Source organism: Sedimentibacter sp. zth1, assembly GCF_017352195.1.
GTDB lineage: Bacteria > Bacillota > Clostridia > Tissierellales > Sedimentibacteraceae > UBA1535.
The window spans coordinates 1,136,785-1,159,206 of the sequence record NZ_CP071445.1; the positions used below are offsets into that span (position 1 = coordinate 1,136,785).

The 22,422-nt window shown below is 34.9% G+C and carries 13 protein-coding genes, 13 tRNA genes, 4 rRNA genes and 1 pseudogene; 2 read left to right on the forward strand and 29 right to left on the reverse strand.

The genetic code is table 11. From position 1 onward, the window contains the following. Positions 1-40: 40 nt before the first annotated feature. The 4 genes from JYG23_RS05610 to JYG23_RS05625 form a co-directional block, all read right to left on the reverse strand. Positions 41-2,110, reverse strand: a complete 2,070-nt coding sequence (locus JYG23_RS05610) for a hypothetical protein (protein ID WP_207237559.1) — start codon at positions 2,108-2,110, stop codon at positions 41-43. 27 nt (positions 2,111-2,137) lie between these two features. Further along, entirely contained in the window at positions 2,138-4,228 is a 2,091-nt protein-coding gene (locus JYG23_RS05615) for an RND family transporter (RefSeq protein ID WP_207237560.1), read from the reverse strand. Between the two features lie 14 nt (positions 4,229-4,242). Beyond that, the gene (locus JYG23_RS05620) at positions 4,243-4,815 is read right to left on the reverse strand and encodes an HdeD family acid-resistance protein (protein ID WP_207237561.1); all 573 of its coding nucleotides are present in this window, start codon (positions 4,813-4,815) and stop codon (positions 4,243-4,245) included. A 168-nt stretch (positions 4,816-4,983) separates the two neighbouring features. Continuing rightward, the gene (locus JYG23_RS05625; RefSeq protein ID WP_207237562.1) at positions 4,984-5,565 is read right to left on the reverse strand and encodes a TetR/AcrR family transcriptional regulator; all 582 of its coding nucleotides are present in this window, start codon (positions 5,563-5,565) and stop codon (positions 4,984-4,986) included. 144 nt (positions 5,566-5,709) lie between these two features. On the opposite strand from JYG23_RS05625, the gene JYG23_RS05630 reads away from it, so the two are divergent. After that, positions 5,710-6,549, forward strand: a complete 840-nt coding sequence (locus JYG23_RS05630) for an aminoglycoside phosphotransferase family protein (RefSeq protein WP_207237563.1) — start codon at positions 5,710-5,712, stop codon at positions 6,547-6,549. A gap of 215 nt (positions 6,550-6,764) precedes the next feature. Here JYG23_RS05630 and JYG23_RS05635 read toward each other — a convergent pair. The 18 genes from JYG23_RS05635 to JYG23_RS05720 all read right to left on the reverse strand — a co-directional run bounded on the left by JYG23_RS05635 (position 6,765) and on the right by JYG23_RS05720 (position 18,009). Beyond that, positions 6,765-6,841 (reverse strand) — tRNA-Pro (locus JYG23_RS05635). A gap of 22 nt (positions 6,842-6,863) precedes the next feature. Beyond that, positions 6,864-6,939: transfer RNA gene (locus JYG23_RS05640), tRNA-Lys, on the reverse strand. A gap of 19 nt (positions 6,940-6,958) precedes the next feature. Continuing rightward, positions 6,959-7,033: transfer RNA gene (locus JYG23_RS05645), tRNA-Gln, on the reverse strand. 5 nt (positions 7,034-7,038) lie between these two features. After that, positions 7,039-7,115: transfer RNA gene (locus JYG23_RS05650), tRNA-Arg, on the reverse strand. 14 nt (positions 7,116-7,129) lie between these two features. Next, positions 7,130-7,205, reverse strand: a tRNA-Thr gene (locus tag JYG23_RS05655). A 57-nt stretch (positions 7,206-7,262) separates the two neighbouring features. Next, positions 7,263-7,338, reverse strand: a tRNA-Val gene (locus JYG23_RS05660). Positions 7,339-7,345: 7 nt separating this feature from the next. After that, a tRNA-Glu gene (locus JYG23_RS05665) sits at positions 7,346-7,420 on the reverse strand. 6 nt (positions 7,421-7,426) lie between these two features. Beyond that, a 5S ribosomal RNA gene (gene rrf, locus JYG23_RS05670) occupies positions 7,427-7,543 on the reverse strand. 168 nt (positions 7,544-7,711) lie between these two features. Then, positions 7,712-10,642, reverse strand: a 23S ribosomal RNA gene (locus JYG23_RS05675). 442 nt (positions 10,643-11,084) lie between these two features. Next, positions 11,085-11,160, reverse strand: a tRNA-Ala gene (locus tag JYG23_RS05680). Between the two features lie 158 nt (positions 11,161-11,318). Next, a 16S ribosomal RNA gene (locus JYG23_RS05685) occupies positions 11,319-12,830 on the reverse strand. Together the 16S, 23S and 5S rRNA genes with 8 tRNA genes alongside form the textbook arrangement of a ribosomal RNA operon. 858 nt (positions 12,831-13,688) lie before the next feature. Beyond that, positions 13,689-14,240 (reverse strand): DUF3793 family protein, encoded by a 552-nt coding sequence (locus JYG23_RS05690; protein ID WP_207237564.1) that lies wholly within the window; start codon positions 14,238-14,240, stop codon positions 13,689-13,691. Between the two features lie 13 nt (positions 14,241-14,253). Next, positions 14,254-14,532 carry a DUF2325 domain-containing protein gene (locus JYG23_RS05695; RefSeq protein WP_207237565.1) on the reverse strand — a complete coding sequence of 93 codons (279 nt, stop codon included), beginning with the start codon at positions 14,530-14,532 and terminating at the stop codon, positions 14,254-14,256. 138 nt (positions 14,533-14,670) lie between these two features. Further along, complete coding sequence (locus tag JYG23_RS05700) at positions 14,671-15,072, reverse strand: hypothetical protein (protein WP_207237566.1); 402 nt, start codon at positions 15,070-15,072, stop codon at positions 14,671-14,673. Positions 15,073-15,108: 36 nt separating this feature from the next. Then, positions 15,109-15,285: a FeoB-associated Cys-rich membrane protein gene (locus JYG23_RS05705; RefSeq protein ID WP_207237567.1), complete on the reverse strand. Its 177-nt coding sequence runs from the start codon at positions 15,283-15,285 to the stop codon at positions 15,109-15,111. A gap of 23 nt (positions 15,286-15,308) precedes the next feature. Beyond that, positions 15,309-17,447, reverse strand: a complete 2,139-nt coding sequence (gene feoB, locus JYG23_RS05710; RefSeq protein ID WP_207237568.1) for a ferrous iron transport protein B — start codon at positions 17,445-17,447, stop codon at positions 15,309-15,311. A gap of 84 nt (positions 17,448-17,531) precedes the next feature. Further along, positions 17,532-17,753: a FeoA family protein gene (locus JYG23_RS05715; protein WP_207237569.1), complete on the reverse strand. Its 222-nt coding sequence runs from the start codon at positions 17,751-17,753 to the stop codon at positions 17,532-17,534. A gap of 43 nt (positions 17,754-17,796) precedes the next feature. Further along, a complete protein-coding gene (locus tag JYG23_RS05720; RefSeq protein WP_207237570.1) occupies positions 17,797-18,009 on the reverse strand; it encodes a FeoA family protein in 213 nt (70 codons plus the stop codon). Positions 18,010-18,679: 670 nt separating this feature from the next. On the opposite strand from JYG23_RS05720, the pseudogene JYG23_RS14830 reads away from it, so the two are divergent. Then, positions 18,680-19,453: pseudogene (locus tag JYG23_RS14830) on the forward strand (YibE/F family protein). Positions 19,454-19,759: 306 nt separating this feature from the next. On the opposite strand, the gene JYG23_RS05735 reads toward JYG23_RS14830, so the two are convergent. The 7 genes from JYG23_RS05735 to JYG23_RS05765 all read right to left on the reverse strand — a co-directional run bounded on the left by JYG23_RS05735 (position 19,760) and on the right by JYG23_RS05765 (position 22,302). Further along, positions 19,760-19,842 (reverse strand) — tRNA-Leu (locus tag JYG23_RS05735). A 15-nt stretch (positions 19,843-19,857) separates the two neighbouring features. Further along, a tRNA-Lys gene (locus tag JYG23_RS05740) sits at positions 19,858-19,933 on the reverse strand. Between the two features lie 21 nt (positions 19,934-19,954). Beyond that, positions 19,955-20,029: transfer RNA gene (locus JYG23_RS05745), tRNA-Gln, on the reverse strand. A gap of 5 nt (positions 20,030-20,034) precedes the next feature. Continuing rightward, a tRNA-Arg gene (locus JYG23_RS05750) sits at positions 20,035-20,111 on the reverse strand. A gap of 26 nt (positions 20,112-20,137) precedes the next feature. Continuing rightward, positions 20,138-20,212: transfer RNA gene (locus JYG23_RS05755), tRNA-Glu, on the reverse strand. Positions 20,213-20,217: 5 nt separating this feature from the next. Beyond that, positions 20,218-20,334, reverse strand: a 5S ribosomal RNA gene (rrf, locus tag JYG23_RS05760). A 153-nt stretch (positions 20,335-20,487) separates the two neighbouring features. Beyond that, on the reverse strand, positions 20,488-22,302 hold the full coding sequence (locus JYG23_RS05765; protein WP_207237573.1) for a glycerophosphodiester phosphodiesterase: 1,815 nt from the start codon (positions 22,300-22,302) through the stop codon (positions 20,488-20,490). Positions 22,303-22,422 lie beyond the last annotated feature (120 nt).

The window sequence follows — 22,422 nt, forward strand, 5'->3', positions numbered from 1 at the left end:
CTCTTAATTTTATCAATCAAGAGCATTTTTTAGTTAATTTTTATTTATCTATTGCTTCGGTTCTGTATATAAATTTTACTTTTCCAGTCATATCTTCTGAAATTCCACCGAAATTTTGATATTCTTTTGAAATATTTACTACTGCCTTAATTCTATCAACTACGTTTGTTACGTCATCACCAACTAGACTAACTAGTTTATTGATTCCTTCATCACTCAATTGTTTCATCCCATTGGATAATTGCATTGAACCATCTTGTAATTCTATGATTCCTTCAATTAATGCCTTTGAAGCATCTTGTAATGTTGTAATTCCTTCATAAAGACTATTACTAGCTGATGATAATTTTTCAGTACCATCTGCTAATTGTAAAACACCTTGGTTAAGTATATTACTGCCATTATATGCTTTATCTACACCGCTTGTATAAGTAATAACACCATCATAAAATTGTTTATAAGTATCTAATTGCTCAACAAGACCTTTTATACTCTTTTGTCCATTTTCAGCATTTGCTGCAAGATTTTTGATCTTATTAATCATTTCTTCACTACTCATTTGTTGGTTGATAAGCTCAGCTTCTTTATCAGATACAAGTTTTGTAATTGTTGCTTTAACTTCTTCGCTTTGCATTTGAGCATTAACTGCACCTTCTATTTGTGCTTTTACTTCTTGACTAATTTGTCCATTTCCAGTTGCAACTTTATATTGCTCAATAGTCATATTGAATTTTTCCAATACAGCACCAAATACTTGTTGGTTTACAGCCATTGTTACTTGTTCCGTAATTACAGATTCATTAGCCTTTACAGCATCCGTAACTTTTTTTAGAGCTCCGTTATAAACTCCATCGTAAGCATTATCACCACCAAGTGATTTTAAAATACCGTTTAATATTTCATCATAATTTTCAATAGTAAGTGTTGGTACATCTACTCCTGCTTTAGCTAACTCGTTTTGTGCAGTTCCTAATAATGTATTGAATACTTGTTCAGCACCACCGTTTAGCATAGCACTATTTTTATTAAGCTCTTTCAATCCACTATTTAAAGTATCAACTCCAACTTTTAGCTTACCTGTGTTTTCATTTAAGCTATTTGCTCCTTCTGACAAAGCCTTAGCTCCATTAGCTAATTTATTAACTCCATCTATTAATTCATTAGATTTTTCTAATAATAAGCTAATACCATTATATAAATCTGAAGAACCATTAACAAGCTTTTCAGTTGCAACACTTAGTTCACCTAAAGAGTTTTCAAGATCTCCTAGTGAGTTAATATTATCCACATCTAAATGATTGAACATATCATTTGTAGCAAGTGTTATTGTTGTTTCTAAAGAAAAATCTTGTACATCGGCTGTAATTTCAACATTATTAGGTATAGATAATTTACTTTCTCCAATAGCCAAACTTTCTTGCATACCTGGAAGTGCAAAACCAATAACTACACTTCTATCACCGTCATTTATGATTTTACCATTTGAAACTTTGATATTTGTAAAATTAGTATTGTCTAGTACCATACCACTTAGCATAACAAATGGAACATATACTTCATCATTTTTACCGTTAATGCTAACAGTTTTTCTTTGATTATTTATATAGTTAAAAGTCATTGTAACTTTTCCACTTTTACCTACTAACTCACTTGAAGATATTTCTTTACCATCAAGTTTATATCCAATAGATACTGTAACAGGTAATTCTTTATCTATTTCTCCCTGATAATATATGTCTTTTCCTTCTGCATCCCAAACACAAATATTGTTATCATTCATTGTATATTGCTCTTCACCATTAACATTAACAATATTAGTAGCGTCAGTTTTATCATTTAGTTTATCATTACCGTTTATATTTTTAACCCAATCACTAACTATAACTTTTTTTGCAGTTCCATCAGAATTAGCAATAACATAAACTGTTTCATCCTTATCAGCTTCATCATTTACTAAAATACTTTCTAATTTATTAGTTATATTGTTAGGTGTTTCCTTATTAGTTTCATCCTTATCGTCGGATTGTTGTGCAAATACAAATACTGTACCTGTGAAAATCAATCCTATAATAACTGTAATAGATAATATTTTATAAAATTTAGTATTCATTATATTTCCTCCTTTTGTTACATTTCATTATTTATTTAATTGTACTAATTTTTTGCTCTTTCTAATGTCAACAGTTGTCTTACATATTATTTTATCAAATACCATAAACATTGAAGGTAATATCAATATTACTGATGCCATACTTATTAAAGCACCTCTTGCCATCAAATTACACATTGAACTAATTATATCTATATCTGAATATACTGCAACTCCATATGTAGCTGCAAAGAAACCTAATGCACTTACTATAATTGATGGAATTGATGTAGACAATGCAGTTGATATTGCTACTTTTTTATCATGACCGATAATACGTTCTTTTTTGTACCTTGTTGTCATCAATATTGCATAATCAACAGTCGCTCCAAGTTGAATTGTACTTATACAAATTGGTGCAATAAATGGTAACGACGTATTTGCATAGTATGGTATACCAAGATTTATACAAATTGCAAATTCAATAACTGCAACCAATATAACGGCCAATGATGGACTTTTTAATACAAATAATATTATTAAAAATATAGCAGCTATCGAAATTATACTAACAACAGTAAAGTCACGATCTGTTACATCTATTAAATCCTTTGTACATGGGGCTTCACCTATTAACATCCCATTTTCATCATATTTTTTAATAATATTGTTAATATCTGTTATCTGTGAATTAACTTCGTCACTTGAAACATAATATTTAGAACTTACTAAAAATAACTGATATTTATCTTCCTTTAATAAATTAACAATTGAATCTGGTAATATTTCTTGCGGTATAGTTGAACCAATCAATGAATCAAATCCTATCGCAAATTTAACTCCATCAACATTTTCTATTTGACCTATCATATTTTTACAATCTTTATGTGACATGTTAGAATCAGCTAAAATCATGTGTGTTGAAGCTATGTCAAAATCATCAATTAATTTTGTATTAGCTATAACATATTCCATATCTTTAGGCACTACAGTACTCATATCATAATATACAAGCTCATTTGTATATCCATAAAGTGATGGTAATAATAATAATACAAATATAATTATAAAAATAATTGGACGTTTTATAATTAATCTTGATACCTTATCCATACTTGGTATTAGAGATCTATGACGTGTTTTTTCAATTAACTTATCAAATACTAATATTAATGGTGGAAGTATTGTTACACATCCTATAACACCTAACAAAACTCCTTTTGCCATTACAATACCTAAATCTTTACCCAAAGTAAATGTCATAAAGCAAAGTGCGATAAACCCAGCAATTGTAGTGATAGAACTTCCTAATACTGATGTAAAAGTTTCTGCAATAGCAGTGGACATTGCTTCTTTTTTATCGCCGTTAAAAGCAATTTTATGCTCTGAATAACTATGCCACAAAAATATAGAATAATCCATTGTTACAGCTAACTGCAATACCGCAGATAGTGCTTTTGTGATATAAGATATTTCTCCAAGAAAATAATTTGAACCTAAATTATAAAGAATTGCTATACCAATACTTATAAGAAACACAAATGGTATAACCCATGAATCCATAAATATCATCATTGCAGCACAAGCAAGTAAAACTGCAATTCCTACATATACAGGTTCTTCTTTTTCACATAAGTTTTTTAAATCTGTTACTAATGCAGACATGCCTGTAATGAAACACTTTTCACCACAAACTTTCCTTACATCTCCAATAGCATTTATAGTTGCATCCTCTGAAGTTGATGTATCAAAGAATACTGCCATAAGAGTTGAATCACCTTTGTTAAAAGCATCATAATATTTTTCTGGTAGAATCTCCATTGGAACAGTAACATCAAACAAATTATCATACCAAACGACATCATTAACGTGTTCAACTTTTTCAAGTTCCGATTTCAATGAGGCTACCTCGTATGGCTTCATTCCATCAACTATAACAAGTGAAAAAGCACCTTTTCCAAAATCATCTAATAATATATTTTGCCCTTTGACAGTATCCATGTCTTCAGGAAGATAATCTAGAATATCGTAATTAACTCTTGTATTAATAATTCCTAATATTGATGGAATTAAAAGTAAAATAGCAATTATTAAAATTATATTTTTGTGTTTAACAACTGCTCTACTGAATTTCAGCATTTTAATTTCCTCCTTTATTTCTCTGTAAAATTAGGTTTAGATGGTAAAAACCTCTTTACTAGTTTTATTGTATAAATTGCAACGCACAAATTTTCAATTCCATCAGCTATTAATGCAATTCCTATAATAACTGATAAAGCCAACACGCCTTCAAATGGATTGAAAATTAGAAGTAGTCCAACAATTGCTGTGATTATTGCCAATATAAGTATTAGCCACCAGTTGTCTAATCCAAACTGTCTTGCTTCCTTGGCTGTTTGTAATTTAAATGTACCATCTATTATTACAAATATACCTATAACAACATTTAGAAAAACAAGTATATTTTTGGGGTGTAAGATTAATACTAATCCAATTAGCATTGTAAAAATACCTAATGCAAAATCAAATTGAAAGGCTAATCCATAAGTATCATTTACAAAATAACTAATAAATTTGATAATACCACAAATTAATGTTATTAACCCAACTATATAGCATAATGTCAATTCAGTTGCTTCAGTTAAAAATATTAGTAATATACCAAGTGCAATCAAAACTATTGAATATGCTACATAAGCAGTTTTTGCTTTTTTAACAGAATCCATATTAAGACCTCCATTTCCAAAATATAATTCTTATTGACTACTTTTATATTATATAAACTTCATGTCCTATCTACAATAAACAAAAACAGCGCATTGTTGGAATTTCCAACACTACGCTGTTTTTGTTTTATTTTCCGACAAACCCTAAGTTTTGTCGGAAAATTTATTTTATCGATTTTCTTTTTTAAAAGAATTCTTATTATCTGCTTTAATAAGTGTTTGTCTAATGTTTCCATCAAACAAATATCCCATTCTATGAATTATTACTGAAGGATCATCTTTCATTCCTTTTCCTAACCATTCTAATGTCATACCAACTAAAGCATATTTATATAGGTCTGAAATTATTTTAATATCTAATTCATTAACATTTAAATCAGTTACCTGTGATTTAACAACCTTTATCATCATATCATCAACAACATTATATATATAATTCTCAAGGTGTTCACGATTTAACGAGTTATATACGTGATATATTGCTTTTTTATTTTTTGTTGCAAATTCAATACTTTCAATAAAACCATCTACCCATGAAGAATAATCTTTATGTGCAAGAATAGTTTTTTCCGCTTCCATTTTAAATAAATCAGCTAATAGGGCATATATATCCTCAAAATAATAGTAAAATGTACTTCGATTAACTCCACAATCATCAACAATGTCTTTAATGGTTATCTTATCAAGTGGATATTCATTTAATAGTTTAACAAAAGATGAGATAATAGCTATTTTAGTAAATTGAGACATATGAACTCCCTTATATATAATATGTTATAATTATAGCATATATTTATTAACCTTTCAAGAATTGTAATTATACATTAATTATGTTAATATACAGTAAAATATTTATCTAAATAATATTATAATTTAGGAGAATAATAAAAGATTATGATACAACCAGAAAAATGGCGAGAAACAATTAATCCTTTTAGTATTAATTATAAAAAATTTATATTAAAGGAAATATTAGGATATCCACATGCAGGAAATGATGTTTTTTATGTGAAAGGAATATTTGACAACAAAATTTGTAACGCTTATATTAAAATTGAACGTCAAAAAGGAGCAAACATTGTGAATGAAGCTAATGTTATTAAACAATTATCATTTGATTTTGTTCCAAAAATATTAGAATATTCTGAAAGTAACCCAAAATATATCATAACTGAAGAAGCAATTGGTGAACGTCTTTCTTATTTATTAGATATAGACAAAGAACATACCTCATTATATTATATGGAATCTTACGGAAAAGCTTTGGCAGAATTTCATAAATTAAAATTAAATTGCAATGATGTCATTCATAGACGTTTTTTTGACATACCCCCACATGATTACATGGTAAAATGGAATCTTATTACAGCTGAAGCGTTTTTACTTAATAATAGTCCAAAAAACAATTCCAAATGCTTTGTTCATGGAGATTTTCATTATGCAAATATTTTATGGAATAAAAACAGAATTTCGTGTGTTTTAGATTATGAATTATCCGGCAACGGTATTAGAGAATTTGATATTGCATGGGCTATTTTTTTACGTCCCGGACAAAAATTCTTAAAAACAAAAGAAGAGAGGGACTTATTTTTAGAAGGCTATAAACGCTTACAAAATTTTGATATGTTTTCTGTTAATTATTATTTAGTATTAATCGCAAGTTATTTTTATTCTATGGGCAATCAAAATTATCGTTTTGATGTTGATAATATAATCAGTGATATAATCAATTAACTGGATTTACTATAATAAAAAAGTTGCTACGCAACTCCGCTAGGGGGACCTATGTCCCCCTTCGGCATAAAAATGCCTACTTCATAAGCATTTTTTCTGAGCACCCTCCTTAAAGGCAAGGGCGTCCCGTCCTTTGCAATCCTCGTTTTTTTATATACTAGAAATAGAACTTTCATAGTATATAAAAAAAGACAAGATAATAACCTTGTCTTATATGGTCGGGGCGGCAGGATTTGAACCCGCGGCCCTCTGGTCCCAAACCAGATGCGCTACCAAACTGCGCTACGCCCCGTATGTTTTTCTCTTAAATAAAATGGTGATCCATCCGCGATTCGAACGCGGGACACCCTGATTAAAAGTCAGGTGCTCTGCCGGCTGAGCTAATGGATCACTATATAAATTGTAAAAATGGCTGGAGTAGCAGGATTTGAACCTACGAATGCTAGAGTCAAAGTCTAGTGCCTTACCGCTTGGCTATACCCCAACTTATGGTGAACCAGAAGGGAGTCGAACCCCCGGCACACGGCTTAGAAGGCCGTTGCTCTATCCAGCTGAGCTACTGGTCCATAATATTTTCAAATGGAGCTGGTGAAAGGACTTGAACCCTCAACCTACTGATTACAAGTCAGTTGCTCTACCAATTGAGCTACACCAGCATATATCATACCATTACTTCAATAATCTACTTATTCTACTAACCTAGTTTGTTAAAATGGTGGAAACAATAGGGCTCGAACCTATGACCCCCTGCTTGTAAGGCAGATGCTCTCCCAACTGAGCTATGCTTCCACTTAAATGGTGACCCTACCGAGACTCGAACTCGGGTTACTTCCGTGAAAGGGAAGTGTCTTAACCGCTTGACCATAGGGCCATATCAATCTGGCGATGTCTTACTTTCCCAGGCAGTCACCCACCAAGTATCATCAGCGCTAAAGAGCTTAACTTCCGTGTTCGGGATGGGAACGGGTGTGTCCTCTTTGCTATTATCACCAGATTAGTATAACTCGTAATTTAAAAATTACTTCGTTATGTTATATATTAAGTTATTATTAAATTGAAAGTTTGAACTTTCAAAATCGCATAGGAAAAACTTTTCGAGATTTGGATTTCGCTGGATCTGACCTACTATCCATTTGAGAATCAAATGGGGTTAGGATCATTATTGGTCAAGACCTCGACCTATTAGTATCACTCAGCTGAATACATTGCTGCACTTACACCTGTGACCTATCTACCTGTTAGTCTTTCAGGGGTCTTACTTACTTACGTAATGGGAAATCTTATCTTAAGGTTTGTTTCGCGCTTAGATGCCTTCAGCGCTTATCAATTCCAGACTTAGCTACTCAGCCGTGCTCCTGGCGGAACAACTGATTCACCATAGGTCTGTCCATCCCGGTCCTCTCGTACTAAGGACAGCTCCCTTCAAATTTCCTACGCCCACGACGGATAGGGACCGAACTGTCTCACGACGTTCTGAACCCAGCTCGCGTGCCTCTTTAATGGGCGAACAGCCCAACCCTTGGGACCTGCTTCAGCCCCAGGATGAGACGAGCCGACATCGAGGTGCCAAACCTCCCCGTCGATGTGGACTCTTGGGGGAGATAAGCCTGTTATCCCCAGGGTAGCTTTTATCCGTTAAGCGATGGCCCTTCCATTCGGCGCCACCGGATCACTAAGTCCAACTTTCGTTCCTGCTCGACATGTACGTCTTGCAGTCAAGCTTCCTTCTGCCTTTACACTCTTCGCACGATTTCCGACCGTGCTGAGGAAACCTTTGAGCGCCTCCGTTACTCTTTCGGAGGCGACCGCCCCAGTCAAACTGCCCAACTGACAGTGTCCATATACTGGATCACAGTATCATGTTAGAAATTCAGTATCAATAGAGTGGTATCCCAACAGCGACTCCACACATACTGGCGTACATGTTTCTTAGTCTCCCACCTATCCTGTACAATTAATACCGAATTCCAATGTCAGCCTGCAGTAAAGCTCCATGGGGTCTTTCCGTCCTGCCGCGGGTAACTCGCATCTTCACGAGTACTACAATTTCACCGGATCTATTGTTGAGACAGTGCTCAAATCGTTACACCTTTCGTGCGGGTCGGAACTTACCCGACAAGGAATTTCGCTACCTTAGGACCGTTATAGTTACGGCCGCCGTTTACTGGGGCTTAAGTTCACTGCTTCACTTACGCTTACAGCTCCCCTTAACCTTCCAGCACCGGGCAGGTGTCAGCCCCTATACTTCATCTTTCGATTTAGCAGAGACCTGTGTTTTTGGTAAACAGTCGCTTGAGCCTGTTTTCTGTGGCCCACTAAAGCTCCGGTCGTTCGACTTTCACTTCCATGGGCACCCCTTCTCCCGAAGTTACGGGGTTATTTTGCCTAGTTCCTTAACAATAGTTCTTCCGCTCATCTTTGGATTCTCTCCTTGACTACCTGTGTCGGTTTACGGTACGGGCACCTTGATCTCGATAGTGGATTTTCTTGACAGCGTAGACTCAGTTACTTCACTACTTGTTTTCGCTCCCATTCGTATCTCAGGATTATTGAAGAAACGGATTTGCCTATCTCTTCTCCCTACTTACTTAGACGTACTATTCCATCAGTACGCTAACTTATCTTTCTGTGTCCCCACTTCTCTTTTAACGATCTTCGGTGGTACTGGAATTTCCACCAGTTATCCATCGCCTACGCCTTTTGGCCTCGGCTTAGGTCCCGACTTACCCTGAGTGGACGAGCCTTCCTCAGGAATCCTTAGTCTTTCGATGGGTGAGATTCTCACTCACCTTTCGCTACTCATGCCAGCATTCTCTCTTCTGTACAATCCACAGCCTCTTTCGATGGCGCTTCGACTCGTACAGAATGCTCCTCTACCGATTGTATTAATACAATCCCACAGCTTCGGTGATAGATTTTAGCCCCGGTAATCTTCGGCGCAGGTCCACTCGACCAGTGAGCTATTACGCACTCTTTGAAAGTGTGGCTGCTTCTAAGCCAACTTCCTGGTTGTCTGTGTAGTCCTACATCCTTTTCCACTTAATCTATCTTTGGGACCTTAGCTGGTGATCTGGGCTCTTTCCCTTTTGACTATGAAACTTATCTCACATAGTCTGACTCCCAACGCTAATTTTATGGTATTCGGAGTTTGATAAGTTTCGGTAACGTATAACGTCCCTTGACTATTCAGTGCTCTACCCCCATTAATCTTACGTTAAGGCTAGCCCTAAAGCTATTTCGAGGAGAACCAGCTATCTCCAGGTTCGATTGGAATTTCACCGCTATCCACAAGTCATCCCATAGCTTTTAAACGCTAACGGGTTCGGTCCTCCACCAGATTTTACTCTAGCTTCAACCTGCTCATGGATAGGTCACCTGGTTTCGGGTCTACGACATGCAACTTTCGCCCTATTAAGACTCGCTTTCGCTTCGGCTCCTAACCTCTCAGTTATTAACCTTGCTGCATATCGTAACTCGCTGGCCCGTTCTACAAAAAGTACGCGGTCACACTCGTAGTGCTCCCACTGCTTATAAGCATAGGGTTTCAGGTTCTTTTTCACTCCCCTCCCGGGGTTCTTTTCACCTTTCCCTCACGGTACTATTTCTCTATCGGTCACTAAGTAGTATTTAGCCTTGGGAGATGGTCCTCCCTGCTTCCCACCGGATTTCTCGTGTCCTGTGGTACTCTGGATCATATCTTGCTCTTTGACTTTTTCGCCTACGTGTCTATCACACTCTTTGGAGCTTCTTTCCAGAAGTCTTTGACTATCGTCTCAGATACTTTGTTGATATGTCCGCAACCCCATGCCGAAACATGGTTTGGGCTCTACCGATTTCGCTCGCCGCTACTTTCGGTATCGTTTATTTACTTTCTCTTCCTAAGGGTACTTAGATGTTTCAGTTCCCCTCGTTCCCCACGTATGACTATTTATTCATCATACGTTACATACGGTTCTCCATATGTGAGTTTCCTCATTCGGATATCTACGGATCAATACTTGTTTGCAGTTCCCCGTAGCTTTTCGCAGCTTACCACGTCCTTCATCGGCTCTTAGTGCCAAGGCATTCGCCCTACGCTCTTTATATCTTGACCTCTTTTGCTCGGTCTTTTTCATTTATGCTTTGTTGGTCATCTCTCAAGATGCTCATGTACAAACGTACATTCCGCTCTTTCGTTCCTTCCGCCTTACCTAAATAAAAATTACCTTTGCAAACTTTATTTTCACTTTTCTTTTCAGAAAAATTACTTTAATCATCAGTTTAATTGTGCGTCTTCACACAACTATTTTTTGGTTACTCTTGTAATTAATATTTGCTTCCGCTTATATTTTTTACTTAGTTTTATTGTTTTTTTTGATGTTTTTCTCTCGTTTCAAACTTGTTCTTTTTAATTTATACTTCGTTGATCGTCGTTTCTGGTGCTCACATATTATTCATATGCTTTGCTCCTCGACTCCTCTCGCCTTGTCTAAATCAAAAATTACTTCGTTTGTTTTTTCCTATACAATTTTCAAAGTTCAGCGATTTACTTTTATTGGTGGAGATGAGGAGAGTCGAACTCCTGACCCCCTGCTTGCAAGGCAGGTGCTCTCCCATCTGAGCTACACCCCCACATCAGCAAATCTTTTATCCACTACTCAAATTCTCACTTGAGTAGCAATGAAACAGCATAAGTTCCTTGTTTCGAACATGCCTTTCCGGCGTTCAAACCAGAAAAGCGACATTGAAACAAAATGTATTACTTTACATTTTGTTTTCTGTCTCCTTAGAAAGGAGGTGATCCAGCCGCACCTTCCGATACGGCTACCTTGTTACGACTTCACCCTAGTCATTAATCCTACCTTAGGCGCCTGCCTCCAAATGGTTAGCTCAGCGACTTTGGGTATTATCAACTTCCATGGTGTGACGGGCGGTGTGTACAAGACCCGGGAACGCATTCACCGCGACGTTCTGATTCGCGATTACTAGCAACTCCGACTTCATGTAGGCGAGTTGCAGCCTACAATCCGAACTGGGATCGGTTTATTAGGTTTGGCTCCAGCTCACGCTTTCGCTTCCCTTTGTTCCGACCATTGTAGCACGTGTGTAGCCCAAGACATAAGGGGCATGATGATTTGACGTCATCCCCACCTTCCTCCGGTTTGTCACCGGCAGTCTCACTAGAGTGCCCATCTTTCATGCTGGCAACTAATGATAAGGGTTGCGCTCGTTGCGGGACTTAACCCAACATCTCACGACACGAGCTGACGACAACCATGCACCACCTGTCTCCCTTGCTTCCGAAGAAGAGAGCACATTTCTGCACTTGTCAAGGGGATGTCAAGCCTTGGTAAGGTTCTTCGCGTTGCTTCGAATTAAACCACATGCTCCGCTGCTTGTGCGGGTCCCCGTCAATTCCTTTGAGTTTCAGTCTTGCGACCGTACTCCCCAGGCGGAGTGCTTATTGCGTTAGCTCCGGCACTGACCTCTCGGCCAACACCTAGCACTCATCGTTTACGGCGTGGACTACCAGGGTATCTAATCCTGTTCGCTCCCCACGCTTTCGTGTCTCAGCGTCAGTTACAGTCCAGTAAGTCGCCTTCGCCACTGGTGTTCCTCCTAATATCTACGCATTTCACCGCTACACTAGGAATTCCACTTACCTCTCCTGCACTCAAGTTACGCAGTTTCAAATGCTTACGAGGGTTTAGCCCTCGCCTTTCACATCTGACATACGTTACCGCCTACTCACCCTTTACGCCCAGTAAATCCGGACAACGCTCGCCCCCTACGTATTACCGCGGCTGCTGGCACGTAGTTAGCCGGGGCTTCCTCCTTTGGTACCGTCATTTTTTTCTTCCCAAAGGACAGAGCTTTACGATCCGAAAACCTTCTTCGCTCACGCGGCGTCGCTGCATCAGGCTTGCGCCCATTGTGCAATATTCCCCACTGCTGCCTCCCGTAGGAGTTTGGACCGTGTCTCAGTTCCAATGTGGCCGTTCACCCTCTCAGGCCGGCTATTGATCGTCGCCTTGGTAAGCCATTACCTTACCAACTAGCTAATCAAACGCGAGCTCATCTCGTACCGATAAATCTTTGACTTATTAATCATGTGATCAATAAGTGTTATATGGTATTAATCCCAGTTTCCCGAGGCTATCCCTTTGTACGAGGCAGATTGCTCACGCGTTACTCACCCGTCCGCCGCTAATACTCGTCCCGAAAGACTTTCTTCGCTCGACTTGCATGTGTTAGGCACGCCGCCAGCGTTCGTCCTGAGCCAGGATCAAACTCTCGTTTAATATCTGTTCTCAAGCTTACGCTTGGCATTAACTCGATATTTTTGTTATCTGCTGTGTCACTACTCTTCATCACTTGCTTACGTACTTTAGTACGTGCGCTCGTTCTTCATCGCGTTCCTTGCATATAGCAAAACTATCTTCGTTAGTTGTTGTTGTTGTTGTTTTTACTGTTTTTGTTCTATTTCTATACTCTTGCGAGTACTGAAACTAAAGGTTGTTCTTATGCTGTTTTATTGTCTAAGGTTCATTTTTCAATGCTTTGCTGTCTCTCAACAGCTTTATTAGTTTACCATCTCTGTCGAAGTTTGTCAAGAACTTTTTTAAAAATTATTAGTAATTAATTTTTCATTATTCATCCGCTCTTTTTCGACAGCTTTAATAGAATATCATTTTTTGTTTTCTGTGTCAATACTTATTTTAATTTATTATTTGACTAAAAATTACAACATTAAATGTCTGCTTATTTCAATGAATTTTATAGTGTAAATATTTCTATTGCAATGTAATAACCTAGTTTGCGGAATATAATGTACCCAAATACAAGTTGATATATATGGGTGTTGCTCATTTTACTTACAAGCAAAAAAATTAAATAACGTAATTATTCCACTTGATGCAGTGGCTACAATTAATCCAATTAAAGTACCAAACCCATGCAATTACTGTCATAAGAATAATACATATTAATGCAAACAATAATTTAATAGTAATATGTTTAGTTTTGTATTTTCTAATTAACAACCAATATTGGGGCAAATTTTTCACCCTTTTTCAATAACTGTAGGATATGACATTATTTATAACCTCATAATAAGATATAAATTTCTTTTCGTTACCTCAAATCTGACTATATACTTATTAAACCACGACGGTTAACCTTGTAACGTCAAATCCCTCTGCATGCTTTTTACAATATATATCTGTACACTTTTTGTATTTTTCAAATGTCTTTTTTGCCTCACACTTATCTGTGTAGACTTTCCAACAACCTACAAACTTAAAACCATGTCCTTTATTTTTTATAAATGCCTTTATATCCCTAAGAGGATAACCAAGAAATACACCAATTTCATGTGGAAAGTCATTTCCAATGGTAAGTTTTTTTGAAAGATATTCAAGACACTTTTCTATACTTTCAGTAAAATAACCGCTTTCTTCCAATAATCTGATAATCTCTTTTTTACCAAGCTCCTTTTCAAGCTGCTTTTTTCTATAAACATATATTAGCGCAATTCCACTATTTTTTCGGAGCGCTACAAAAAATATACCTCTTTTATTAAATATAGAATTCCATTCATCAAGCTCTGCCAAAAGCTGTATTTCACTTTGAAATTTATATGTAAATAAATTTCCCATTTTCATTCCTGCCAAAGTTGGAGAGCAGTGCCTTACTATAATTTTACTGGACATAAAATCACCTCCTTTATACTGTATATTCTTCCAAAATTTCTTTTAGTGCTGTCATCGAACTTGAATGACAGCGAGTGATCCGAATATTTTGACCTTTGGTTTTAGCAAGAGCTGTTTTCACCATTTTATGCGAAACAGTCTTTGTAAACAGTACAAGCAAATCAGGCGATCCAATTTTGTTTTTAAGTCCCATCATTTGTGTAAAAACCTTTGCTTTACAATTGTATTTTCTACACAAAAACTTATACTGACAAACCATACAATCATTTCCACCAACAATTACTACACTCAACTTCAATCCTCCAATACATTTGTATTATCTTTATATTTCTCTAAAATAATTACATAAATTTTTTTCTTTATAAGCTACAGTTAGTAAAAACTAACTGTAGCTTTTTTTAAACTTTCAATCAGAATTATTCAGCTATAATTAATATTTCATATCCAATAAAGCCATCATTTTATCAGACATAGCAGAAAATTTGAGATACCCAAGTTCAAAAAAAAGCGTAACAGCAACTTTTCTTGCATCATAGATGTCAAAGCCGAAAATTTTATTATAATATATTTCAACCGGATAAAAACAAGCATTGCACTCTGTGATGATTTCCTTGCCTTTCTCTGTAATACTTACTTTGCCATAATGTGGTTTATATATCAAGTCCAATTCACATAGTCCGTTTATCATTGTATGAACACTTGGCTTTGTAACTCCAAGTAGTTTTGCTACATCTTTACATTGTATTTTAGTTGACTCATTAGAAAGCTCAGAAAGTATAAGCATATATTTTATTTGAGTTATTGTAAGTTCATTTTTTTGAACTTTTACCATTGTTAATCCTCCTAAAAAACTCCGCTCTTCTAAAAATTACTTAACTTTAGTATGACAACTCGCAGACATAGGACAAGTACTGCAATTACAGCCACATAAAGATTTTCCTTTTTTCATATTTTTGGTTAGATTATTGATAATTGTTGCGATAATCGTCAATAGAACTATCGATATAATAATTGTTGCAATATTTGATATGATCCAAGCAAACATTGTGCATCCTCCTATATATTTCATTATTTAATTAGTACCTTTTTTTGCAAAGTGCTACTTTCTTTATAAGGTCTGAACAACATAAAGAACATTATGGCAATAAGTATAAAAGCACTTGTTACGCCAACTGTGTTTCCACTTCCCATAAAGAACATACCAAGCTGATAAACAATAAGGGAAACAGTATAAGCAAATACTGTCTGATAACCAATTGCAAACCAAGTCCATTTGCTATTATTCATCTCACGCTTAATTGCACCAATTGCTGCAAAGCATGGAGCACAAAGCAGATTAAAAATTAAGAAAGAATAACCTGCAAGTGCAGAATAGTCAGCCTGAAGCAACGACCAAATTTCCACACCATCCTCTGCAACCTCTCCAAAGCCATAAAGAATACCAAAAGTACCTACAACATTTTCTTTTGCAACAAGTCCGAGGATTGTAGCAACAGCAGCCTTTGGATTTCCAAATCCTAGAGGTTTAAAAAACCAAGCAATAGATGAACCAATTGATTCAAGAATACTTCCCTCATAGTTTTCTACCATCTTCATAGACCAACTGAAGGTAGAGGTAAACCAAATTAGAATTGCGGAAAGTAAAATAATCGTTCCAGCTTTTTTAATAAATGACCAACCACGCTCCCACATCGAACGTAGAACAGCACCAACAGTTGGTAAATGATAAGAAGGCAATTCCATTACAAATGGCGCAGGTTCACCTGAAAATGGCTTTGTCTTTTTCAGCATAATACCAGAAACAATAATTGCTGCAATACCTACAAAATAAGCTGATGGTGCTACCCACCATTTTCCTCCTAAAAGTGCTCCTGAAATCAATGCGATAATTGGCAGTTTTGCACCACAAGGCATAAAGGTTGTGGTCATAATTGTCATTCTGCGATCACGCTCGTTTTCAATAGTACGAGATGCCATAATACCAGGAATACCACATCCTGTACCTATTAGCATAGGAATAAAAGATTTGCCTGAAAGTCCAAATTTTCTAAAGATACGATCCAGTACAAATGCAATTCTAGACATATATCCGCATTCTTCCAAACCTGCTAACATGATAAACAATACAAAAATTTGTGGTACAAAGCCCAAAACAGCACCGACGCCACCTATAATACCATCAACAATTAAGCCTTGTAACCAAGAAGCACATCCAATACTCTCAAGGGAAGCCGATACAGTAGGCAAGATCCATTCTCCAAACAAAGTATCATTAGTAAAAGCCGTTACAATATCACCAATCGTTGTTACTGAAATATAATAAACAACAAACATAACAATTGCAAAAATAGGTAAAGCTAAGAAACGATTTGTCACTACCTTATCTATTTTATCCGAAGTTGAAGATTTATCTTTATTTTTGCGTTTATAACAACATTTAATTACACTTGCTATGTATATGTATCTTTCGTTAGTAATAATACTTTCTGCATCATCGTCCATTTCATCTTCAGCTTCAACAATATGCTCCTCAATATGTGAAACAATCGTTTTGTCTAAATTAAGATGTTGCATTATCTTTTCATCTCGCTCAAATATCTTAATCGCATACCAACGCTTTTCTGCTTCCGAAATTTCATCTCCCAAAGATTCCTCAATATGTGCAATTGCATGTTCAACAACTCCATTAAAGCTGTGCTGTGGCTGAATATCTACATTTGATTTTGCAAGTATTAATGCTTCAGTGGCAAGTTCGTTAATACCTGTGGCTTTCATTGCTGATATTTCCATTACTTTACACCCAAGTTGTTTTGAAAGTTCTTCGGTTCTAATAACATCACCATTCTTTTTAACAACATCCATCATATTTATTGCAACAATAACAGGAATAGTAAGCTCTGCAAGTTGTGTAGTAAGATAGAGGTTTCTCTCTAAGTTTGTTCCATCAACAATGTTGATTATTGCATCCGGTTTTTCCTCAATTAAATAATTTCTTGATACTACTTCTTCAAGTGTATAAGGCGAAAGTGAATAAATGCCAGGAAGGTCTGTGATTGTAACTTCTTTGTTTGATTTCAACTTACCTTCTTTTTTCTCTACAGTAACACCGGGCCAGTTGCCAACATATTGATTTGCGCCCGTTAAAGCATTAAACAGTGTTGTTTTACCACTGTTGGGATTTCCTACAAGTGCTATTTTAATACCCATTTTAATATCCTACCTTTCGATTTGATAAGCAGCCACTAACTGACTGCTATAAAAATTACAGAATTTTATGTCTGCTTCGACTTTTTACTCAATTTCAATCATCTTTGCATCCGCCTTGCGAAGTGTCAATTCATAACCACGCACGGTAATTTCAATCGGATCGCCAAGAGGTGCAACCTTGCGAATATACAGCTCTGTGCTTTTTGTAATACCCATATCCATAATTCTACGTTTAACTGCCCCATCACCGTGAAGCCTTTTAACTACAACGATTTGACCAATTTTAGCTTCTCTAAGTGTGCTCATATTTCTTTCCTCCTTGAAATTTGTATGTAAATTGCAAAGCAAATCACACCATAATCTTTGCTGCCATTTCCTTACTGATAGCTACACGGGACTCTTTTACATTTACAATTACATTTCCCGCAAGTTCAGAAACAACAGTAATACTTGTACCTACAATAAAGCCCAATTTTTGAAGGTGAAAACGAATATCTGATTTTCCACCAATTTTCTTAATAATGTTATCAACGCCAATTGTAGCGTATGTAAGTGGCATCATTTGTACCCTTCTTTCTACTTTGTTTTGGGTTAGTTATAACTAACCCATGCTCAAAAAAATAGTTAGTTGTGACTAACCAATTAAATAATACACCATAATATTTTGCCTGTCAATACTTTATTTTAAAATTTTGTGATTTTTTCATTAGTATATTTTTAAGTAGTAACTAGAGACATTGACATAAAAAGTATTATATGCTATACTTTTTTCTAAGTTAGCCACCGCAAACCACATGGTATTGCATAGATTTTATATTTCAAGGAGTGTTGTTTAGGAAAGAAAAAAAAATAGTTCAAAGTCTATTTTTACATTTATTTGCGTTTGCATATTATCATTAATCTTTATAATAGTCGGAAGTAATATTTGTAATTACGACTCAACTGAAACATTAGAAGGAACAGTAGAAACAGCTAAGATTATTTCTGTCCTTGATATTCATTCACAAGAAATATATGAAGGAGTAAAGAGTACCACTGTTCAATTTAAAGCAAAGATTACTTCTGGTGAATTTAAAGGACAACAGTTTCTTATGGAACAAAGCATTGACGAAATGATTTTACCAACTCCTAAGCAAGTAGAAAAGGGAGATTCAATACTTGTATCAAATTCTCCTGGAATAAATAATACTGAAATGATGTGGTGTTATTTGGGACCGAACAAGCTTTACGGTATGATTGTTTTGGCATCTGTATTTATTTTACTAATTTTGATTATTGGAAAGAAGAAAGGGATTACAACTATTGCATCTCTTGTTTTTACAGTTTCAGCAATTTTTGCAGTGTATATACCATCAATTCTTTCGGGCAAAAATATTTATCTTTCAACTTGCATTATTTCAATATTTGTTATTCTTTCAAGTTTAATTATTATTAATGGACTTAGCAAGAAAACTCTTTGTGCAGTTGTCGGAAACATTGGTGGAATTTTAATTGCAGGGATTTTAGCATTATTTGTAAATTCAGCACTTGAAATAACTGGTATGGTAGATCAAGATTATGTATTTCTAACAATGCTTGAAGGAGATATTTCTATTGATCTTCGTGCAGTAGTGTGGTGAGGAATTATTATAGGTTCATTGGGAGCTATAATGGATGTATCTATGTCTATTGCTTCGGCAATGCAGGAACTATCTGTTGAAATGAAAAACAAAAGTTTTCGTAGAATGGCTCGCTCCGGAATGAACATTGGTCGTGACGCAATTGGAACAATGACAAATACGCTAATTTTAGCATATGTCGGAAGTTCACTTGCAATCATTTTACTATTTACTGCATACAATAGAAATATCTTGTTGCTATTAAATTTAGAAATGATTGTTGTTGAAGTTATTCAAGCTATTGTTGGAAGCATCGGAATTCTACTAGCAGTTCCCGTAACCGTTTTATTTGCAGCATGGATATTTAACAAAAACAATTACAACAAATTATGCAAAGTAGAACAATAAAAAAATACACAAATCAGGTAAAATGTATCCTGAGAACAAATTGATAGAATTTAACGTGGGTGAATATATTATCTTAATCAAAACATATTTAAGCACAAAAAAACAGTCTCTCGACTGTTTTTTCTCTTTGGTACAGGTAAAGGGACTATGAAAGCTCCGCTTTCATCCTCCTTGCACTTTCGTGCCGCGGATCATTTGTCTAAAAACCTGCCACTGGCAGCTTTTCTTCACGCTAAATGCCCACTTTGGGTTCAAGTCCCTTTATTTTTAAGCATAAAAAAAACAGCCTCTCGACTGTTTTCTCTTTGGTACGGGTAAAGGGACTTGAACCCCCACGGTCTCCCACTAGATCCTAAGTCTAGCGCGTCTGCCAATTCCGCCATACCCGCATAAATATTTTTAAATGGTGATCCATCCGCGATTCGAACGCGGGACACCCTGATTAAAAGTCAGGTGCTCTGCCGGCTGAGCTAATGGATCATAATACTAAATTAATTAAATTGGCTGGAGTAGCAGGATTTGAACCTACGAATGCTAGAGTCAAAGTCTAGTGCCTTACCGCTTGGCTATACCCCAACGTATGGTGAACCAGAAGGGAGTCGAACCCCCGGCACACGGCTTAGAAGGCCGTTGCTCTATCCAGCTGAGCTACTGGTCCATAATTATATTACATTTTAAAAATATTGGTGACCCTACCGAGACTCGAACTCGGGTTACTTCCGTGAAAGGGAAGTGTCTTAACCGCTTGACCATAGGGCCATATTATCTGGCGACGTCTTACTTTTCCAGGCAGTCACCCACCAAGTATCATCAGCGCTAAAGAGCTTAACTTCCGTGTTCGGGATGGGAACGGGTGTGTCCTCTTTGCTATAATCACCAAATAAATTTATTTTATACATATTTCATCAATAAAGCTTGTATAGTTTAACATAAACATTTTGATAAGTCAATAGATTTAGGTGAATTGTATTTATGTTAATATTGGAATATAAGTATTTTATTGTACAATTTTACTCAATTTCTAAGTATATTTTTTATTTATTTATCCTAAATTTATAATTTACCAATTCAATTAATTTATCTGGTGCATAATTTGAATATACCATTTCTTTTGCTTTTAATGGATCATCCGTAATTATATTATCCACACCTAAATTTATCATTTTAACTAAATCAGCTTCATTATTAACAGTCCATGCATATACATCCTTCCCTTTATTTTTTATTGTGTTAACTAACCTTTTAGTTATAAAGCTATGCTCAACACTGAATCCATCCGCATAAGGTAAAACAGCAATTTTTCCATATGCAAGAGTTGTTACATAAATTGTCTTTATATCTGGGTCAATTTGTTTTATTCTTTTTATAATATCATATTTTAGAGATGTTACAACACAATCACTCTCAAAATTATTATTTTTTATAATATTAACTACTGCATCTTCTAAACCTTTTTCATGTCCAGTAGGTTTTAATTCAATATTTAATTTAATTTTACCCTTAGCTAATTTTATGACTTCATCTAGTGTTGGAATCCTTTCACCACTAAATTCTTCGCCAAACCATTTCCCCGCATCTAATGTTTTAACTTCATCAAAATTTACATCCCAAATATATTTATTGACACCTGTAGTCCTTCTAAGGTTACTATCATGCATTACAATTATTTCACCATCTTTTGTTTGTTGTAAATCTATTTCAACCCAATCAGCAAAATGATTAATTGCACTTTCTATAGCAATAATTGTATTTTCAGGTGCATTAGCAGAATCACCTCTATGAGCTGTTATGCTTGTTTTATGAAACAATTCTACCTTTAAATCAAGTGAATTGCCTTCGAAAAATAGCAAGTAAAAGTTGTTTAGAATTAAAACTACTGCAATAAATATATATATTTTTTTAGCTAGCTTAAGCTTTCTTAAAACTATCTTAGGCTTTTTATAATTATATATTATTTCTCCAATGTCTTCTTTTTGATTAAAATAGCAAGAACTAATGTAAGCAAAAACAATTGGTAGAGTAAATAAAATAGAAACACCTACTAATAGTATAAAAATCAATCTATAGGAGTTGAAAGTAACAACACCTATTACCTCATTCACTCCTAATGCTTTTCCAAAATTAAATATAATTAACACACTTAAAATCAAAAACAAACTATTCACTATTGAAATAACAAGATTCCATAATATAAGTCCAAAAACTGTTTTAGTATAGTCATTTCTAATTAAATTCATACTTTTATCACAAGCGCTCTTAATATTACAATTTTCTATACAAAAATAATAAAATGCATATATTAACCTCATCAGTATAATTGAAAATAATATAATTAATCCGGTAAAAAAAACCAATCGATTTCTATTTGAATTAATAAAATTTAAAAGAATATTTGGTAATTTAATTAAATATGCAATTTGAACGAATTGCGTAGCTATCAATAAAGGAAAAATAAATATAATTAATAGAAGTAAAAAAATATTAACTCCTTTAAATAATTTAGCACACGAAATTATACCAAAACGGAATATATCTCTTACTGATACAGAAATTTTATAATATGATGCATGATAACATCCAACTAAAGCAGTTATTTCAAATATTACAAATATAGCAAAACCTATTAAGAAAAATGCAAGCATTAAAATCGATGTAGGTTTAGTAATAAAACTTTCAATATTGTCATAGGATAAATAATTCATTCCATTTAATTTCATTGAAAAATTTAATATTACAATTGTGCTTGGGGCAAATAATAATACCACTATAAATTTATAAATTATTTCAAATAACGCTATTGATTTAAAATTAGTTTTTATTAGCTCTAAGCCTAAGCTTTTTTTTAACACATATATCACCTACCACTTATTTTAATGTCACTTATAAATTATATATCTGTTTACTATAAAATGAAATATATATTACAAAGTATTTATTTTTTACTACTAAATATTCATTATTTAAATATA

Bases quoted from the DNA above. Each gene is read 5' to 3' on its own strand.
- JYG23_RS05610 (WP_207237559.1), bottom strand. From the start codon at position 2,110: ATGAATACTAAATTTTATAAAATATTATCTATTACAGTTATTATAGGA.
- feoB (WP_207237568.1), bottom strand. From the start codon at position 17,447: ATGGGTATTAAAATAGCACTTGTAGGAAATCCCAACAGTGGTAAAACA.
- JYG23_RS05705 (WP_207237567.1), bottom strand. From the start codon at position 15,285: ATGTTTGCTTGGATCATATCAAATATTGCAACAATTATTATATCGATA.
- JYG23_RS05615 (WP_207237560.1), bottom strand. From the start codon at position 4,228: ATGCTGAAATTCAGTAGAGCAGTTGTTAAACACAAAAATATAATTTTA.
- JYG23_RS05630 (WP_207237563.1), top strand. From the start codon at position 5,710: ATGATACAACCAGAAAAATGGCGAGAAACAATTAATCCTTTTAGTATT.
- JYG23_RS05620 (WP_207237561.1), bottom strand. From the start codon at position 4,815: ATGGATTCTGTTAAAAAAGCAAAAACTGCTTATGTAGCATATTCAATA.
- JYG23_RS05720 (WP_207237570.1), bottom strand. From the start codon at position 18,009: ATGATGCCACTTACATACGCTACAATTGGCGTTGATAACATTATTAAG.
- JYG23_RS05700 (WP_207237566.1), bottom strand. From the start codon at position 15,072: ATGGTAAAAGTTCAAAAAAATGAACTTACAATAACTCAAATAAAATAT.
- JYG23_RS05715 (WP_207237569.1), bottom strand. From the start codon at position 17,753: ATGAGCACACTTAGAGAAGCTAAAATTGGTCAAATCGTTGTAGTTAAA.
- JYG23_RS05690 (WP_207237564.1), bottom strand. From the start codon at position 14,240: ATGTCCAGTAAAATTATAGTAAGGCACTGCTCTCCAACTTTGGCAGGA.
- JYG23_RS05625 (WP_207237562.1), bottom strand. From the start codon at position 5,565: ATGTCTCAATTTACTAAAATAGCTATTATCTCATCTTTTGTTAAACTA.